We start from the raw sequence: 16,523 nt of genomic DNA on the forward strand, positions 1-16,523 counted from the left end.
CCATGAGCGGTGTCATGAAGCGTATGGGGATGATCTTCCGCGCGAAGGCGAACAAGGCCCTTGACCGGGCCGAGGACCCGCGCGAGACCCTCGATTACTCGTACCAGAAGCAGCTGGAGCTGCTGCAGAAAGTGCGTCGCGGTGTTGCGGACGTGGCGACCAGTCGCAAGCGCCTGGAGCTCCAGCTCAACCAGCTGCAGCAGCAGTCGTCGAAGCTGGAGGACCAGGGCCGCAAGGCGCTCGCGCTCGGCCGCGAGGACCTGGCCCGTGAGGCGCTGTCCCGGCGTGCCGCGCTCCAGCAGCAGGTGACGGACCTGGAGACCCAGCACCAGACCCTGCAGGGCGAGGAGGAGAAGCTCACCCTGGCGGCCCAGCGCCTCCAGGCGAAGGTGGACGCCTTCCGCACCAAGAAGGAGACCATCAAGGCGACGTACACGGCGGCCCAGGCGCAGACCCGGATCGGCGAGGCCTTCTCCGGTATCTCCGAGGAGATGGGCGACGTCGGCCTGGCGATCCAGCGTGCCGAGGACAAGACGGCCCAGCTGCAGGCCCGCGCCGGCGCGATCGACGAACTCCTCGCCTCCGGTGCCCTGGACGACCCCTCCGGCATGGCCAAGGACGACATCCAGGCCGAGCTGGACCGGCTCTCCGGTGGTACGGATGTGGAGCTGGAGCTGCAGCGCATGAAGGCGGAGCTGGCCGGCGGCTCGTCCGCAGAGCGGCAGGCGATCGAGGGCGGCCAGGGTCAGGGCCAGTCCCAGTCCCAGTCCCAGGACACTCCGCGCTTCGACAAGCAGTAAGCCACTCATCATCCGCCGGGTCCCACGCCTGAGGAGGGCGACATGATCGTACGGATCATGGGGGAGGGGCAGGTGAAGCTGGACAACGCCCACTTCACCGAGCTGAACAAACTGGACGACGAACTGCTCCGGGAGATGGAGAACGGGGACGAGCCGGGCTTCCGCCGCACCCTGAACGCCCTCCTGGACGCGGTTCGCCGCCTGGGGACCCCGCTCCCGGACGACTCGTTGGAGCCGTCGGAACTGATCCTTCCGTCCCCGGACGCAAGCCTGGCGGAGGTCCGTGAACTGCTGAACGACGACGGGCTGATCCCAGGCTGAGGCTTCTTCGGCTGCCGGGCATGAGCCGGGCCCGGGGGCGGCAGCCCCTGAACCGCACGCCCGGCGCCGGGCACCGGACGACGCCGGTTCCATCCCTCGTCGGCGCCCCGTAACGTGAACGCGTGAGCACACTGGAACGCACCAGGGACGGCCTGCGCGCCCACCCCCTGGCCCTGGACGCCGTACTCGCGTTCGGCGTTCTCGCCTGCATGGTCTGCGGCTCCTTCGTCGACCCCCACACCGAAGGCAACCCCACGTGGGGCGTTCGCAGCCCGGATGCCCTCAGCCTCACCCTCATCGTGTTCTCGGCGGCGGCCCTGGTGTACCGCCGTCGCAATCCCATGGCCGTCCTCGCCGTCACGGCCGCCTTCTCCGTCGTGGAACTCGTCACCGCCGACCCCCGAGCCCCTGTCGCGATGTCCGCGGTCGTCGCCCTCTACACCGTCGCCGCCACCACCGACCGCCCCACCACCTGGCGCGTCGGCCTGCTCACCATGACCGTGCTCACCGCCACGGCCATGCTCGGCGGCCCCCTCCCGTGGTACGCCCAGGAAAACCTCGGCATCTTCGCCTGGACGGGGATGGCCGCGGCCGCCGGCGACGCCGTCCGCAGCCGCCGCGCCTTCGTGCACGCCATCAGGGAGCGTGCCGAGCGGGCGGAGCGCACCCGCGAGGAAGAGGCCCGCCGCCGCGTCGCCGAGGAACGGCTGCGCATCGCCCGCGACCTGCACGACGTGGTCGCCCACCACATCGCCCTGGTCAATGTGCAGGCGGGAGTGGCGGCGCACATCATGGACAAGCGGCCCGACCAGGCGAAGGAAGCCCTCGCCCACGTCCGCGAGGCCAGCCGGTCCGCGCTCAACGAACTCCGCGCCACCGTCGGTCTGCTCCGGCAGTCCGGCGACCCCGAGGCCCCCACCGAGCCCGCGCCCGGTCTCGCCCTCCTCGACGAACTCGCCGACACCTTCCGCAACGCCGGTCTCCCCGTCGAGATCGCCCGCGCCGACCAGGGCACCACCCTGCCCGCCGCCGTCGACCTCGCCGCGTACCGCGTCATCCAGGAAGCCCTCACCAATGTGCAGAAACACGCGGGCCAAACGGCGAAGGCCGAGGTCAGCGTCGTACGCGTGGGACCGAATGTGGAGATCACGGTCCTCGACAACGGCACGGGCGAGGGCGCCGGACCCGAGAACGGCGGACCCCGGAACGCCGACGGACACGGCGGGCACGGCCTGCTCGGCATGCGGGAGCGCGTCACCGCACTGCGCGGCGCCCTCACCGCCGGTCCCCGCTACGGAGGCGGGTTCCGGGTCCATGCGATCCTGCCGCTCGAGAACAACGCGACGGCCGCAGCCGGGGAGACCGTATGACCCGCACCCAGGGAGGGCCCGTATGACCATCCGTGTCCTGCTCGCCGACGACCAGGCGCTGCTCCGCAGCGCCTTTCGTGTGCTCGTCGACTCGGAGCCGGACATGGAGGTGGTGGGCGAGGCGTCCGACGGCGCGGAGGCGGTCCGGCTGGCCAGGGAACAGCGTGCCGACGTCGTCCTCATGGACATCCGGATGCCCGGTACGGACGGCCTCGCCGCCACCCGCCTGATCAGCGCCGACCCCGGCCTCGCCCAGGTCCGGGTGGTCATACTGACCACCTTCGAGGTCGACGACTACGTCGTGCAGTCGCTGCGCGCCGGGGCGTCCGGGTTCCTCGGCAAGGGGTCCGAGCCCGAGGAACTCCTCAACGCCATCCGGGTCGCCCACGGCGGTGAGGCGCTGCTGTCGCCCACCGCCACCAAGGGGCTCATCGCCCGGTTCCTCGCCCAGGGCGACGGCGAGGACGACGGACGCGACCCGGCCCGCTCCGACCGGCTCGACACACTCACCGGCCGGGAGCGCGAAGTGCTCGTCCAGGTCGCCGGCGGCCACTCCAACGACGAGATCGCCGAGCGTCTGGAGGTCAGCCCGCTGACGGTGAAGACGCACGTCAACCGGGCCATGGCCAAGCTGGGCGCACGCGACCGGGCGCAGCTCGTGGTCATCGCGTACGAGTCCGGGCTGGTACGCCCCAGGGTGGAGTGAGCGGGCCCCGGTCCGGTACATCCACGGGTGGAGCGACCTCCATCTGGCCGTACTGCGCCCGCAGTAGGCGGCGGATAAGGAAATGGACCCTGGGGCGACGGAACGGGGTCGTTCGATGGCTCAGGGTGTAGGGGTGGGCGCTCACATGCGCTCCCAACCTTCCGCTCAGCCACAGAGAGAGACGCCGACCCATGTCCTGGCTGTCCCGATTCAGCCTCGCGCAACGGGCCCTGATAGGGCTGATGTCGATCGTCGCGATCGTCTTCGGCGCGATCGCGATCCCCCAGCTCAAGCAGCAACTCCTGCCCACCATCAACCTGCCCGTCGTGTCCGTCCTGGCGCCGTACCAGGGCGCGTCCCCCGACGTGGTCGAGAAGCAGGTCGTCGAGCCGCTCGAGAACACCCTGAAGGCCGTCTCCGGCATCAAGGGCGTCACCTCCACGGCGAGCGAGGGCAACGCCGTCATCCAGGCGTCCTTCGACTACGGCAACGACACCAAGCAGCTCGTCGCCGATGTCCAGCAGGCCGTCAACCGGGCGCGCACCCAGCTCCCGAACTCGGTCGACCCGCAGGTCATCGCCGGTTCGACGGACGACATCCCGACCGTCATCCTCGCGGTCACCTCGAACAAGGACCAGCAGTCCCTGGCCGACCAGCTCGACAAGACGGTCGTCCCCGCGCTGAAGGACATCGGCGGCGTCGGCCAGGTGACCGTGAACGGCGTACGGGACCTCCAGGTCACCGTCACGCCCGATGACGCGAAGCTCGCGCAGGCCGGGCTGACCTCGGTCGCGCTCGGCCAGGCCCTGCAGGCGGGCGGAGCGACCGTCCCGGCGGGCTCCTTCGACGAGAACGGCAGCAACCGCACGGTCCAGGTCGGCGGCGGCCTCACCTCGCTGCAGCAGATCCAGGACCTGATGGTCACGGGCGAGGCCGGCAAGAAGCCCGTACGCCTCGGTGACGTCGCCACGGTCAAGGAGGAGGAGGCCAAGGCCGACTCCATCACCCGTACGGACGGCAAGCCCAGCCTCGCCGTGACCGTCACCATGGACCACGACGGCAGTGCGGTCTCCATCTCCAAGGCGGTCAAGGACAAGCTGCCCGGCCTGCGCAAGGACCTCGGCTCCGGCGCCACCATCACCGTGGTCAGCGACCAGGGCCCGGCGGTGTCCAAGTCCATCGACGGACTGACGACCGAGGGTGCGCTGGGTCTGCTCTTCGCGGTCCTGGTGATCCTGGTCTTCCTCGCGTCGCTCCGCTCGACCCTCGTCACGGCAGTGAGCATTCCGCTCTCCGTCGTCCTGGCGCTGATCGTCCTGTGGACGCGCGACGTGTCGCTGAACGTGCTCACGCTCGGTGCGCTGACCATCGCCATCGGCCGGGTCGTCGATGACTCGATCGTGGTCCTGGAGAACATCAAGCGGCACCTCGGCTACGGCGAGGAGCGCCACTCGGCGATCCTCACCGCGGTCCGCGAGGTGGCCGGCGCGGTGACCTCGTCCACGCTGACGACGGTGGCCGTCTTCCTGCCGGTCGGTCTGGTCGGCGGCATGGTGGGCGAGCTTTTCGGCTCGTTCTCCCTGACCGTGACGGCGGCCCTGCTGGCCTCGCTGCTGGTGTCGCTGACGGTCGTCCCGGTCCTGTCGTACTGGTTCCTGAGCGCCCCCAAGGGAATGTCCGAGGACGCGGAGGAAGCGCGCCGCGCGGCGGAGGAGAAGGAGGCGAAGAGCCGTCTGCAGCGCTTCTACGTGCCGGTCCTGCGCTTCGCGACCCGGCGCCGTCTCACCAGTGTGGCGATCGCGGTGGTCGTCCTGATCGCCACCTTCGGCATGGCGCCCCTGCTGAAGACCAACTTCTTCGACCAGGGCGAGCAGCAGGTCCTCACCATCAAGCAGCAGCTGAAGCCGGGCACGAGCCTGGCGGCGACGGACGTCCAGGCCAAGAAGATCGAGAAGATGCTCGACGGGGTGAAGGGCGTCAAGGACTACCAGGCCACGGTCGGCTCGTCCGGCTTCCTGGCGGCGTTCGGCGGCAGCACCGACACCAACCACGCGTCGTACTCGGTCATGGTGGACAGCTCCGCGAAGTACAAGGACGTGCAGAACCGCATCGAGGACGGGCTGGCCAAGCTGTCCGGGATCGGTACGACCACGGTGTCGGCCGGGGACGGCTTCGGCAACCAGGATCTGAGCGTGGTCGTGAAGGCGGCCGACGCGGACGTGCTGCGCAAGGCGTCGGAGCAGGTCCGGGCCGAGGTCGCGAAGCTCAAGGACGTCACGGACGTGTCCAGCGACCTGGCGCAGAGCGTGCCGCGTATCTCGGTCAAGGCCAACTCCCGTGCGGCGGCGGCCGGTCTCAACGACCAGACGCTCGGCGCGGCAGTCGCACAGGCCGTACAGGGCACGAAGACCGGCACGGCGATCCTGGGCGACACCGAGCGGGACATCGTCATCAAGTCGGCGAAGCCGGCCGAGACCCTGGACCAGCTGAAGAAGCTGCAGCTGGGTCCGGTGAAGCTGGGTGACGTCGCGACGGTCCAGCTGGTGGACGGCCCGGTGTCGATGACCCGGATCGACGGCCAGCGGGCGGCGACGATCACGGCCCGGCCGACCGGTGACAACACGGGCGGGGTCAGCTCGCAGCTCCAGTCGAAGATCAACGCGCTGAAGCTTCCGGCGGGCGCCAAGGCGCAGATCGGCGGCGTCACGTCCGACCAGAACGACGCGTTCAAGAACCTGGGCCTGGCGATGCTGGCCGCGGTGGCGATCGTGTTCATGCTGCTGGTGGCGACGTTCCGCAGCCTGGTGCAGCCGCTCATCCTGCTCGTCTCGATCCCGTTCGCGGCGACGGGTGCGATCGGCCTCCTGGTCGCCACCGGCACCCCGATGGGCGTGCCGGCGATGATCGGCATGCTGATGCTGATCGGCATCGTGGTGACGAACGCGATCGTGCTGATCGACCTGATCAACCAATACCGGAAGCAGGGTTACGGCATCGTGGAGGCCGTGGTGGAGGGAGGCCGTCACCGTCTCCGCCCGATCCTGATGACGGCGATGGCGACGATCTTCGCGCTGCTCCCGATGGCCGCGGGCGTCACGGGCGAGGGCGGCTTCATCGCGCAGCCGCTGGCGGTGGTGGTGATCGGCGGCCTGGTCACCTCGACCGTGCTGACCCTCCTGCTGGTCCCGACCCTGTACGCGATGCTGGAACTCCGCAAGGAGCGCCGCGCGAAGAAGAAGGCGGCGAAGCGGGAGAAGAAGGCGGGGGTGACGGCACAGGCGAGGGAGTCCGGGGAGCCGGAACCCGCCGGGGTGTAGTCCCGCGTGCCGGGGGCCGCGTACCCCGGCACTTCTGCCCATGACGGGAGGCCCGGTCCGCACGAATGCGCGGACCGGGCCTCCTGTCAGATGCGAAGCCGGGGAACTACGGCAGCGTCAGCATCCGCTCCAGTGCCAGCTTCGCGAACGCCTCCGTCTCCTTGTCGACCTGGATGCGGTTGACCAGGTTCCCCTCGGCCAGGGACTCCAGCGCCCACACCAGATGCGGCAGGTCGATGCGGTTCATCGTCGAGCAGAAGCAGACCGTCTTGTCGAGGAAGACGATCTCCTTGCCCTCCGGCGCGAAACGGTTCGCCAGTCGGCGTACGAGGTTCAGCTCGGTACCGATCGCCCACTTGGAGCCGGCCGGTGCCGCCTCCAGCGTCTTGATGATGTGCTCGGTCGAGCCGACGTGGTCCGCCGCTGCCACGACTTCGTGCTTGCACTCCGGGTGGACCAGCACGTTCACACCCGGGATCCGCTCGCGCACGTCGTTCACCGAGTCCAGGTTGAAGCGCCCGTGCACCGAGCAGTGGCCCCGCCACAGGATCATCTTCGCGGCGCGCAGCTGCTCGGCGGTCAGTCCGCCGTTCGGCTTGTGCGGGTTGTAGACGACACAGTCGTCGAGCGACATGCCCATGTCCCGCACCGCCGTGTTCCGGCCCAGGTGCTGGTCCGGCAGGAACAGGACCTTCTCGCCCTGCTCGAACGCCCACTCAAGGGCACGCTTCGCGTTCGAGGACGTGCAGATCGTGCCGCCGTGCTTGCCGGTGAACGCCTTGATGTCCGCGGAGGAGTTCATGTAGGAGACGGGTACGACCTGCTCGGCGATGCCCGCCTCGGTCAGCACGTCCCAGCACTCGGCGACCTGCTCGGCCGTCGCCATGTCGGCCATGGAGCAGCCCGCCGCCAGGTCCGGCAGGACCACCTTCTGGTCGTCGGACGTCAGGATGTCCGCCGACTCCGCCATGAAGTGCACACCGCAGAACACGATGTACTCGGCCTCCGGCCGTGCCGCGGCGTCCCGGGCCAGCTTGAAGGAGTCGCCCGTGACGTCGGCGAACTGGATGACCTCGTCGCGCTGGTAGTGGTGGCCGAGCACGAAGACCTTGTCGCCGAGCTTCTCCTTGGCCGCGCGGGCGCGCTCGACCAGGTCCGGGTCGGACGGCGAGGGCAGGTCGCCGGGACACTCGACGCCCCGTTCGCTCCTCGGGTCGGCCTCACGGCCGAGCAGCAGCAGGGCGAGGGGCGTCGGCTGTACGTCGAGCTCCTGGGTCTGGGCGGTGGTCACGACACGCACCCTTTCTGTTCTGCGGCTCGTCGGCCCGGAGGCGGGCCGACGGGACATGCGGGACAAAGCCTTTTCGTCGAATTGACGCTATCTATCATAACTGCTTCACGTCAGTTTGACGATGGCGATAGCGTCGATGTGACGTGAATCCCGGTGCGCTCCGACACGTTCCGGTCGCCCGCCGTCCACAGGTCGCTGTCCGTGTTTCGGCGCATGTGCGAGCATGAAAAAAGAAGCCAAGGGAAAACCGCGTGCAGGGCCCGGAATGAATCCGCGGCCACGCCGGTTGCACTCGTCGGCAAGCAGTCTCCGTACAACCCGGGAGAGATGTAGATGTCCGTACAGGACGAGACCACCACCGTCACCGACGGCATCATCCTGACCGACGCCGCCGCGGCCAAGGTCAAGGCCCTGCTCGACCAGGAAGGCCGTGACGACCTGGCGCTGCGCGTCGCGGTCCAGCCCGGCGGCTGCTCCGGCCTGCGCTACCAGCTCTTCTTCGACGAGCGTGCCCTCGACGGCGACGTGGAGAAGGACTTCGGCGGGGTCAAGGTCGTCACCGACCGCATGAGTGCTCCGTACCTGGGTGGCGCCACCATCGACTTCGTCGACACCATCGAGAAGCAGGGCTTCACCATCGACAACCCGAACGCGACGGGCTCCTGCGCCTGCGGCGACTCCTTCAGCTGAGCACCCGCCACATCACCGGCAACCGGTAGGCGTACAAAGGCGGCGTCCCCTCGACGGGGACGCCGCCTTTGCGCATCCGTGCTCCGCCTGGCGCCTACTGCGGCTGCATCGCCCCCGCACCGGTGGAGGAGGACGCCTTCGGCAGCGTGCCCGCCGTCTCCTCAGGGATCCGCTTGCCGTCCGAGCCGACCACCTCGCGGTCGCCGAGCGGCGCCTTCAGGTGCAGCGTCTCGTGATAGATCTTGGCGATCATGATGCAGACCTTGCCCTGCCAGGGCGTCTCGGTCACGGTCACCGTCACCTTGCCGGAACTCTCGCTCACGGACGCCGAGTAGTCGGCGCACACCCCGCCCTCGTAGGCGATGGTGAGGTCCTTGTCGTCTGCGGTGTAGCCCATCACCTTCACATCCCGCTTCGTGGGCGCCGACGACGGCTGGTCGCCCGGTCCGCTCGTGCGGGGAACCGGAGTCCCGCTCGGCTGCCCCGGCGGCTGCGGCGCGGCCAGATACTGCGGGTCGATCGCGGGATGCGTCACCGTGAAGTCGCTCTCCCCGGCCGGCCGTACCTGGAACAGCCATGACGGCACCAGCACCGCCTTCCCACTCACCGAGTGCCTGGCCAGCCCGAACACCGCACTCTCCACGGGCGCCGACGCACGCTTCGGCGCCGCGGTGGACGACTTGCACGGAACCTCGTCCCGGTCCTTCACCGGTACGGGGCTGGCGCAGCCGCCGATGCCCTTGCGGCCGTACGACGTCTTCGCGCCGTTCATCAGGTCCAGCGTCTTCTTCGCCCCGATGACGGGATAGGTGTCGCCCTTCACCGGCGTCTTCAGGCTGCCGCTGCCGCCGATGACCTTGCCCTCGGAGCTGATCTGGAGCCCGGTGGTCCAGCCGTCGGTCGGCAGCCCGCCCACCGTCGGGTCGGCGTTCACCACCCGTACCCGGTTCATGAGCTGCGACGCGTCCAGTTTGGCGTCGTCCTGGCCTACCGCCTTGAGTACGGGAGCGGCCGCCTTCTTCGCCGCCTCCTCGCTCACCGGCCCCGGACGCGCACCCGCCATCCCGGACCCGACCGGCCCGCACGTCTTGCTGGCGCAGTTGCCGGTTCCCTGTATGTACGAGCTGAACGTCCACATCCCCGGCGCGTCCCTGTTCACCCGCAGATTCGGATCGGCGCCGTCCTTCGTGGCCCCCACCTGCCAGGTGTCACCGACGAGCCTCGGTGTGCCGCTCAGGTCCAGCGCCTTGGCGAGCCGGGCCACCTCGTCCCGCGTCACCTCGCCCTTCGCCCAGTACACGGGCGCGGACTTCGGGCCGTCCGGAAGCTTGCCCTGCACGGTGTACGTCGTGCCGTACGGGTTGGGCTCGCCCACCGCGATGCCCGGTGCGCCGCCCTCGCTGTAGCCGTCCAGGGCCAGCGCCGGGGGAGTGCCGTCATCGCCCGGCGCCGAGGAGCCGCCCGAGCCGCCGGACGCCGTCGCGGCGAGATAGGCCCCGCCGCCCCCGACGAGCAGGACCGCGGCCGCCACCGAGGCGACCACCACCGGAGAGCGCCGCAGGCGCGGCGTCGTCCCCTCCGCGTCCTCGGTGACCTCGGTGGCGTCACTCGCGTCGTCGGGTCGCTCGGTGTTCACCGCATCGCTCCTTCGGCTCCACTGCTGTCCCAGCAGACCCCGCCGTACCGCACAAGGCCACAGCAAGGTCGTACACCGCCTCCCCTATACGGGGGACGGCGATGGGACGCAGCGGGGGAGCGCACGGTTCCCTCGCCTCCGCGCCCGGCCCCCTAGGGCGGCCCGTCAGTCCCCGTAGTCGGACATCGCGTCCAGGAGGCGGGCCGAGGCCGGCGGAACGCTGACTCCGTGGATCAGGGACGGGGAGACCGGCGGGTGAGCGGTCTTCGAGGGCGCGGCCCAGTGCGGTGCCATACGGGCGCAGTCGCCGCGCAGTGACGCCAGATCTCCTTCCAGGTCGAGCGGGGCAGTGCCATGGACCTCGATCTTCGTCATGATGGAACCGTAGGCACGACGGAGCCCACGAAGAAAGATCTACTATCGGGTAGTTTTGCCTCCTTCAGAGGGCCGGGCCGACCCGGTAGCGTGAACTGTCAATCCCCCTCCGCCACAGGAGCGTGTCCTCGCCGTGCGTATCGCAGTCACCGGCTCCATCGCCACCGACCACCTCATGACCTTCCCCGGCCGCTTCGCCGACCAGCTCGTCGCGGACCAGCTGCACACGGTCTCCCTCTCCTTCCTGGTCGACCGCCTCGACGTACGGCGCGGCGGGGTGGGGGCGAACATCGCCTTCGGCATGGGGCAGCTCGGCACCCGTCCGATCCTGGTCGGCGCGGCCGGTTCGGACTTCGACGAGTACCGGGCGTGGCTGGACCGGCACGGGGTGGACACGGCGTCCGTGCGCATCTCCGAGACCCAGCACACGGCCCGCTTCGTGTGCACCACGGACGCCGACCACAACCAGATCGGCTCCTTCTACACCGGCGCGATGAGCGAGGCCCGGCTCATCGAGCTCAAGACGGTCGCCGACCGCGTGGGCGGGCTTGATCTGGTGCTGATCGGCGCCGACGACCCGGAGGCGATGCTGCGCCACACGGAGGAGTGCCGCTCCCGGGCCATCCCGTTCGCCGCCGACTTCTCGCAGCAGATCGCGCGCATGAACGGCGACGAGATCCGGATACTGCTGGACGGGGCGACCTTCCTCTTCTCCAATGAGTACGAGAAGGGGCTCATCGAGACCAAGACGGGCTGGTCGGACGCCGAGATCCTGGCGAAGGTGGGCCACCGGGTGACCACGCTCGGCTCGCGGGGCGTGCGCATCGAGCGGTCCGGTGAGGACCCCATCGAGGTCGGCGTGCCCGAGGAGACGGCGAAGGTCGACCCGACGGGCGTCGGAGACGCCTTCCGCGCGGGCTTCCTGTCGGGCCTGGCCTGGGGCGTCCCGCTGGAGCGCGCGGCCCAGGTCGGCTGCATGCTCGCGACGCTGGTCATCGAGACGCTGGGCACCCAGGAGTACCAGCTGCGCCGTGCTCACTTCATGGACCGCTTCACCAAGGCGTACGGGGACGAGGCGGCGGTGGAGGTCCAGGAGCACCTGGCCTGACGCCGGGGCGGGGCGGGTGCCTCCACGGGCGTACCCGCTACCCGTATGTACTTGCTCGTGCCTAGGAGAGCCGGCGGACCACGTACGCCGCACCCTTTTCCGCCGGCTCCTCCCCGACGTACTCCTGCCCCCGCATCTCGCACCAGGCGGGAATGTCCAGGCGGGCCGCCTCGTCGTCCGCGAGGACGCGGACCGTCCCGCCCACCGGCACGTCCCCGATGACCTTCGCCAGCTCGATCACCGGGAGCGGGCAGAGCTTGCCGAGGGCGTCGACGACGAGGGCGTCCTCCTGCGCAACCGTACGCGGGGCCGGCGCGCCGAGCTTCTCGCGTACCGTCGCCACCGCATCCGGCAGCACCGCGAGGAACCGGTCGACCTCCTCCGCCGGCGTCCCGGACGGCAGCGACACCCGGACGTTCCCCTCGCTCAGCACCCCCATCGCCTTCAGCACATGGCTCGGCGTCAGCGTGCTGCTCGTACAGGACGATCCGGACGACACAGAGAAGCCCGCACGGTCCAGCTCGTGCAGCAGTGCCTCCCCGTCGACATAGAGACAGGAGAAGGTGACGATCCCGGGCAGCCGACGGCCCGGGTCGCCCACCACCTCCACATCGGGGACCAGTTGCGGCACCCGGCCGCGGATCCGCTCCGTCAGCTCCCGCAGCCGTACCGCCTCCGCGGCCGCCTCCGCCTGCACCGCCCGCAGCGACGCCGCGGCCGCCACGATCGCCGGGATGTTCTCGAACCCGGCCGCCCGCCCCGACTCCCGCTCGTCCAGGGGCCCTTGAGGCGCGAACCGCACTCCCTTGCGCACGACGAGAAGCCCGACACCCGACGGTCCGCCCCATTTGTGCGCACTGGCCGTCAGTACCGACCAGTCGCCCTCCACCGGCCCCCAGCCCAGCGACTGTGCCGCGTCCACCAGCAGCGGCACCCCGGCCGCACGGCACACGGCGGCCACCTCGGCCACCGGCTGGACCGTCCCCACCTCGTGGTTGGCCGACTGGAGGCAGGCCAGCGCGGTGTCCGGTCGCAGCGCGGCCTCGTACGCCCCAGGGGTGACGGCTCCCGCGCGGGACACCGGCACCTGCGTCACCGTCCCGCCGTCCGTCTCGAACACCTCCGCCGAATGGAGTACCGAGGAATGTTCGACCGCTGACACGATCAGGTGGCGTCCGACCCGGCGCCGGCCCGCCAGCGCCCCCTCGACCCCGGAGTGCACCGCCCGTGTGCCGGACGGGGTGAACACCAGCTCGTCCGGGCGGCAGCCCACCGCCTCGGCGGACGCCTCGCGTGCCGCGTCCAGCAGGCGCCGGGCCCGGCGCCCCTCGCGGTACAGTCGGGCGGGATCGGCCCACCCCTCGTCGAGCGAGGCCTGCAGGGCCTGGCGGGCGACGGGATGCAAAGGAGCGGCGGACGCCGCGTCGAAGTAGGCCACACGGCAACGCTAACTCTTGCGAACACGCAGGTCTCCGAAGGGCCCGAAGGCTCCGTCAGATAAGAGCCGGAGCCGGTCATTCCATCCCTTCGGGGTGTCCGGCGGCGCGTTGGGTACCCTCCCCGCGCGCCCCCAAATAGCGTCCAGTAGGGTTTGGTCCGCATAAACATCCAAACCCCTGCCCGACGCAGGGCGGCGACCGACCAGCGAGAAGGCCAGGCCGCAGCCGTACAGCGCGGGCGAGACTCTCGGGAAGGCGCTACGTGAGTCCCAACGGCTCCGACCGCTCGCCGCGGCGCCCGATGCGGCGGAAGCTGCTGCAGGCATTGACCGCGGGCCTGGTCCTGGCGACCGCAACCGGTTGCACATACAAGGACTTCCCCCGCCTTGGTTTGCCCACCCCGGCCACGGAAGAGGCTCCGCGGATCCTCTCCCTGTGGCAGGGCTCCTGGGCTGCCGCGCTCGCCACCGGCGTGCTGGTCTGGGGCCTGATCCTGTGGAGCGCCATGTTCCACCGGCGCAGCCGCACCAAGGTCGAGGTTCCTCCGCAGACCCGGTACAACATGCCGATCGAGGCGCTGTACACGGTGGTCCCGCTCATCATCGTCTCGGTGCTCTTCTACTTCACGGCCCGCGACGAGACGAAGCTCCTCAGCCTCTCCAAGAAGCCCGACGTCACCATCAACGTCGTCGGCTACCAGTGGAGCTGGGGCTTCAACTACGTCACTCCGGTCCCCGGGGTGACGGGCGACGCGAAGACCGATCCGAATCTGAACGCGATTCCGGACCGGTTCAAGAACGACTTCCCGGCGAACGCCGGCGGTGTCTACGACTTCGGTACGCCCGCCACGCGGAACCCGCAGACCAACATGCCCGGCCCGACCCTCTGGCTCCCCAAGGGGAAGACGGTCCGCTTCGTCCTCACCTCGCGTGACGTCATCCACTCCTTCTGGGTGGTGCCGTTCCTGATGAAGATGGACGTCATCCCGGGCCACACCAATGCCTTCCAGGTGACCCCCAACGAGGAGGGAACCTTCAGGGGCAAGTGCGCCGAGCTCTGCGGCGTCGACCACTCCCGGATGCTGTTCAACGTGAAGGTCGTCTCCCCCGATCGCTACGAGCAGCACCTCAAGGACCTCGCCAAGAAGGGGCAGACCGGTTACATTCCCGCCGGCATCGCGCAGACGAGCCACGAGAAGAACCGGGAGACGAACAACCTGTGAGCATCCTCAACGAACCCCAGGGTGCCGCGGCAGCTGAGGACTCGTACGAGAACGAGCTGCCGGTCCGGCGCAGGCGACCCGGCAACGTCGTCGTCAAGTGGCTGACCACCACCGACCACAAGACGATCGGCACGCTGTATCTGGTCACGTCGTTCGCCTTCTTCCTCATCGGCGGCGTCATGGCCCTGCTCATGCGCGCCGAGCTGGCCCGTCCGGGCCTGCAGATCATGTCGAACGAGCAGTTCAACCAGGCGTTCACGATGCACGGCACGATCATGCTGCTGATGTTCGCGACGCCGCTGTTCGCAGGCTTCGCGAACTGGATCATGCCGCTGCAGATCGGCGCGCCCGACGTGGCGTTCCCGCGGCTGAACATGTTCGCCTACTGGCTCTACCTGTTCGGCTCGACCATCGCGGTCGGTGGCTTCCTCACCCCGCAGGGCGCGGCCGACTTCGGCTGGTTCGCCTACAGCCCGCTGTCGGACGCGGTCCGGTCGCCGGGCATCGGCGCCGACATGTGGATCATGGGTCTGGCCTTCTCCGGCTTCGGCACGATCCTCGGCTCGGTCAACTTCATCACCACCATCATCTGCATGCGCGCGCCCGGCATGACCATGTTCCGCATGCCGATCTTCGTGTGGAACGTGCTGCTGACCGGTGTGCTCGTCCTGCTGGCCTTCCCGGTCCTGGCGGCCGCGCTGTTCGCCCTGGAGGCGGACCGCAAGTTCGGTGCCCACGTCTTCGACGCGACCAACGGCGGCGCACTGCTGTGGCAACACCTCTTCTGGTTCTTCGGCCATCCAGAGGTGTACATCATCGCGCTACCGTTCTTCGGCATCATTTCCGAGGTCATCCCGGTCTTCAGCCGTAAGCCGATGTTCGGTTACATGGGCCTCATCGGCGCGACCATCGCGATCGCCGGTCTGTCGATCACGGTGTGGGCGCACCACATGTACGTCACCGGTGGCGTGCTGCTTCCGTTCTTCTCCTTCATGACGTTCCTCATCGCCGTCCCCACCGGCGTGAAGTTCTTCAACTGGATCGGAACGATGTGGAAGGGCTCGCTGTCCTTCGAGACACCGATGCTCTGGGCGACCGGCTTCCTGATCACCTTCACGTTCGGTGGTCTGACCGGTGTCATCCTGGCCTCGCCGCCGATGGACTTCCACATCTCGGACTCGTACTTCGTGGTGGCGCACTTCCACTACGTGGTCTTCGGTACGGTCGTCTTCGCGATGTTCTCCGGCTTCCACTTCTGGTGGCCGAAGATGACGGGCAAGATGCTCGACGAGCGCCTCGGCAAGATCACCTTCTGGACGCTGTTCATCGGCTTCCACGGCACGTTCCTGGTGCAGCACTGGCTGGGTGCCGAGGGCATGCCGCGCCGTTACGCGGACTACCTCGCGGCCGACGGCTTCACGGCCCTGAACACGGTCTCGACGATCTCCTCCTTCCTGCTCGGCCTGTCGATCCTGCCGTTCCTCTACAACGTGTGGAAGACGGCCAAGTACGGCAAGAAGGTCGAGGTCGACGACCCGTGGGGCTACGGCCGCTCGCTCGAGTGGGCGACCTCCTGCCCGCCGCCGCGGCACAACTTCCTCACCCTGCCGCGGATCCGCTCCGAATCCCCCGCCTTCGACCTGCACCACCCGGAGATCGCCGCGCTCGAGCAACTCGAGCACGCCGGTGCCGGTAGCAAGGCCGTCGCTGGTGGCAAGGAGGCCGGCAAGTGAAGATCCAGGGCAAGATGTTCCTCTGGCTGGCCGTCTTCATCCTCGCCATGGCCGTCATCTATGGCGTGTGGTCGAAGGAGCCGGCCGGCACCACCGCGCTCTTCCTGGCCTTCGGCCTGAGCGTGATGATCGGCTACTACCTGGCCTTCACGGCCCGGCGGGTCGACGTGGGCGCCCAGGACAACAAGGAGGCCGACGTCGCGGACGACGCCGGCGAGGTCGGCTTCTTCAGCCCGCACAGCTGGCAGCCGCTCGCCCTCGGTGTCGGTGGCGCGCTCGCCTTCCTGGCGATCGCGATCGGCTGGTGGCTGCTGTACTTCTCGGCCCCGCTGATTCTGGTGGGCCTGTGGGGCTGGGTCTTCGAGTACTACCGCGGCGAGAACCGCACCCAGTAACACGCGTCGAGCGCAAGGGAGCCCGGACACTCCGTCAGGAGGTCCGGGCTCCCTCTTTTGCCACCGGCTTCGTCCCCCATCCGGATCGTCCGGCGCGCCATGGTTGACAGACGTTCATAG

Annotated in this window: 14 protein-coding genes; 10 read left to right on the top strand and 4 right to left on the bottom strand. The window is 69.2% G+C overall.

The window, feature by feature from the left end:
- Positions 1-2 precede the first annotated feature (2 nt).
- The 5 genes from ABT186_RS28965 to ABT186_RS28985 all read left to right on the top strand — a co-directional run bounded on the left by ABT186_RS28965 (position 3) and on the right by ABT186_RS28985 (position 6,514).
- On the top strand, positions 3-800 hold the full coding sequence (locus ABT186_RS28965) for a PspA/IM30 family protein (RefSeq protein ID WP_351927557.1): 798 nt from the start codon (positions 3-5) through the stop codon (positions 798-800).
- Between the two features lie 42 nt (positions 801-842).
- Positions 843-1,121 (top strand): PspA-associated protein PspAA, encoded by a 279-nt coding sequence (gene pspAA / locus ABT186_RS28970; protein WP_351233061.1) that lies wholly within the window; start codon positions 843-845, stop codon positions 1,119-1,121.
- A gap of 122 nt (positions 1,122-1,243) precedes the next feature.
- Positions 1,244-2,491, top strand: a complete 1,248-nt coding sequence (locus ABT186_RS28975; protein ID WP_351233062.1) for a sensor histidine kinase — start codon at positions 1,244-1,246, stop codon at positions 2,489-2,491.
- Between the two features lie 22 nt (positions 2,492-2,513).
- A complete protein-coding gene (locus tag ABT186_RS28980) occupies positions 2,514-3,197 on the top strand; it encodes a response regulator transcription factor (RefSeq protein ID WP_351233063.1) in 684 nt (227 codons plus the stop codon).
- Positions 3,198-3,388: 191 nt separating this feature from the next.
- The gene (locus tag ABT186_RS28985) at positions 3,389-6,514 is read left to right on the top strand and encodes an efflux RND transporter permease subunit (RefSeq protein ID WP_351233065.1); all 3,126 of its coding nucleotides are present in this window, start codon (positions 3,389-3,391) and stop codon (positions 6,512-6,514) included.
- Positions 6,515-6,620: 106 nt separating this feature from the next.
- On the opposite strand, the gene nadA is transcribed toward ABT186_RS28985, so the two are convergent.
- Complete coding sequence (nadA, locus tag ABT186_RS28990) at positions 6,621-7,805, bottom strand: quinolinate synthase NadA (RefSeq protein ID WP_351233067.1); 1,185 nt, start codon at positions 7,803-7,805, stop codon at positions 6,621-6,623.
- A gap of 333 nt (positions 7,806-8,138) precedes the next feature.
- Between nadA and ABT186_RS28995 the strand changes: the two genes are divergently transcribed.
- A complete protein-coding gene (locus tag ABT186_RS28995; protein ID WP_351233068.1) occupies positions 8,139-8,495 on the top strand; it encodes a HesB/IscA family protein in 357 nt (118 codons plus the stop codon).
- 94 nt (positions 8,496-8,589) lie between these two features.
- Here ABT186_RS28995 and ABT186_RS29000 read toward each other — a convergent pair whose 3' ends face one another.
- Together ABT186_RS29000 and ABT186_RS29005 are read right to left on the bottom strand one after the other, a co-directional pair.
- Positions 8,590-10,131 carry a hypothetical protein gene (locus ABT186_RS29000; protein ID WP_351927559.1) on the bottom strand — a complete coding sequence of 514 codons (1,542 nt, stop codon included), beginning with the start codon at positions 10,129-10,131 and terminating at the stop codon, positions 8,590-8,592.
- Positions 10,132-10,296: 165 nt separating this feature from the next.
- Positions 10,297-10,506, bottom strand: a complete 210-nt coding sequence (locus tag ABT186_RS29005; protein ID WP_351233072.1) for a hypothetical protein — start codon at positions 10,504-10,506, stop codon at positions 10,297-10,299.
- Positions 10,507-10,639: 133 nt separating this feature from the next.
- Here ABT186_RS29005 and ABT186_RS29010 point away from each other — a divergent pair, with 133 nt between their 5' ends.
- Positions 10,640-11,614 carry a carbohydrate kinase family protein gene (locus tag ABT186_RS29010; protein ID WP_351233074.1) on the top strand — a complete coding sequence of 325 codons (975 nt, stop codon included), beginning with the start codon at positions 10,640-10,642 and terminating at the stop codon, positions 11,612-11,614.
- A 61-nt stretch (positions 11,615-11,675) separates the two neighbouring features.
- Here the strand turns inward: ABT186_RS29010 and ABT186_RS29015 are convergent, their stop codons facing one another.
- Positions 11,676-13,052 (bottom strand): cysteine desulfurase/sulfurtransferase TusA family protein, encoded by a 1,377-nt coding sequence (locus ABT186_RS29015; protein WP_351233076.1) that lies wholly within the window; start codon positions 13,050-13,052, stop codon positions 11,676-11,678.
- A 263-nt stretch (positions 13,053-13,315) separates the two neighbouring features.
- On the opposite strand from ABT186_RS29015, the gene ctaC reads away from it, so the two are divergent.
- Genes ctaC through ABT186_RS29030 form a run of 3 tightly spaced genes read left to right on the top strand, consistent with a single transcriptional unit; the run spans position 13,316 to position 16,403 of the window.
- Positions 13,316-14,275: an aa3-type cytochrome oxidase subunit II gene (gene ctaC, locus ABT186_RS29020; RefSeq protein WP_351233078.1), complete on the top strand. Its 960-nt coding sequence runs from the start codon at positions 13,316-13,318 to the stop codon at positions 14,273-14,275.
- Positions 14,272-16,008 (top strand): aa3-type cytochrome oxidase subunit I, encoded by a 1,737-nt coding sequence (gene ctaD, locus ABT186_RS29025; RefSeq protein WP_351233080.1) that lies wholly within the window; start codon positions 14,272-14,274, stop codon positions 16,006-16,008. Before ctaC ends, ctaD begins: the two co-directional genes overlap by 4 nt.
- Complete coding sequence (locus tag ABT186_RS29030; RefSeq protein ID WP_351233082.1) at positions 16,005-16,403, top strand: cytochrome c oxidase subunit 4; 399 nt, start codon at positions 16,005-16,007, stop codon at positions 16,401-16,403. The genes ctaD and ABT186_RS29030 overlap by 4 nt, the downstream gene beginning before the upstream one ends.
- The last annotated feature ends 120 nt before the right edge of the window (positions 16,404-16,523 follow it).

The organism is Streptomyces sp. NPDC001634 (genome assembly GCF_040298185.1).
GTDB lineage: Bacteria > Actinomycetota > Actinomycetes > Streptomycetales > Streptomycetaceae > Streptomyces.